At 31.4% G+C, this 1,384-nt stretch carries 1 protein-coding gene; it reads left to right on the top strand.

The window, feature by feature from the left end:
• Positions 1-78: 78 nt before the first annotated feature.
• Positions 79-1,308 (top strand): IS4 family transposase, encoded by a 1,230-nt coding sequence (locus HNP99_RS17585; RefSeq protein WP_173854758.1) that lies wholly within the window; start codon positions 79-81, stop codon positions 1,306-1,308.
• Positions 1,309-1,384: the final 76 nt, after the last annotated feature.

The raw sequence follows: 1,384 nt of genomic DNA on the forward strand, positions 1-1,384 counted from the left end.
TCACTACTATCCGAAAGTCTGAAATTAAAAATGCCTGAGAATCCCTTATTTTTGTTTTGCGAAAAATAAAATAATTTTATGGGACTCTTCAAGCGTAACAAAAATAACAATAAACCTTTACTCGGGCAAATTTTAGATTTAGTCCCGCGTTGGATTTTAGAATCGTGTATCAAAAAGCATCAAAGTGACAAGGGCTGTAGCAAATACAAGACTTACGACCAATTCGTAGCTTTAACTTTCGGACAGCTCAATAAATGCTATACTTTGAGTGATATTTCTACTGGAATTGGGGTTTGTCAAAGTTTTATAAATGATTTGGGATTAAGTCAATCTCCAGCTCGATCTACAATGAGTGATGGTAATAAAAAACGAACTTGGGAAGTATATGAATCCTTGTACATAAGGCTACTGAGCCACTATGATAAGGTTTTGAAAAAGGATAATCATCGAACCATTATCCAAGAAATTAAAGACCATAGCATTAAATTGATTGACAGTACCACTATTAGTCTGTGTTTATCGATGTTTGATTGGGCAAAGTTTCGGACAGCAAAAGGAGGTCTTAAAATACATACTTGTTTTGATGATGCCCTTCAGATTCCTGATTTAATAAACATTACAGAGGCAAAAATACACGACAGTAAAGGTCTAGGACAAAGCATCTTTCCAAAAAAAACAATCATAGTTGAGGATCGAGCTTATTTTGATTTTGCTTTGATGCTCAATAGAATATTTGCTCAAAATATATTTGTGACCCGAATAAAGACTAATACTGATTACACAATAATTAAAGAATTAGAATTACCCCTTGACAAAGATCAAGATATATTAAAGGATGAAATAATTACTTTGTCAGGTAAAAAAGCCATAGAAACTACGATAAATGAGCATAGTTTGAGACTTGTAACTGTTTTTAGAGCAGAAGACAACAAGGTAATCCATATCATAACCAACAATTTAGATTGGACCGCTAGAACAATAGCAGATTTATATAAAAAACGATGGGATATTGAATTATTCTTCAAGGCAATGAAACAAAATTTACAAATAAAAACATTTTTAGGCACTAGTGAAAATGCTGTCAAATCTCAAATATATGTAGCCTTAATCAGTTATTTGTTATTAGAACTCATAAACAGAACTATCGCAAAGAAAGTAAAAACATTTTCTAATTTTGTTGAAAAAATAAGAGTGTGTTTGGCTTTTTACCTAAGTATTGAATATGTGTGCAATCAAGTAAATGAAGGGGCTAAAAAAGTGATTAACCAAAACAAAATGGTCTTTAAACCTGACTTATTTTCTCAGTAAAAAACAATAAAACAAACAAAATCAGAACCTACCAAAGGTTTTTTAGATTTTATTCAAAACTTTCGGATAGTAGTGA

Origin of the sequence: Flavobacterium gelidicaeli (assembly GCF_013294005.1) — a bacterium.
GTDB lineage: Bacteria > Bacteroidota > Bacteroidia > Flavobacteriales > Flavobacteriaceae > Flavobacterium.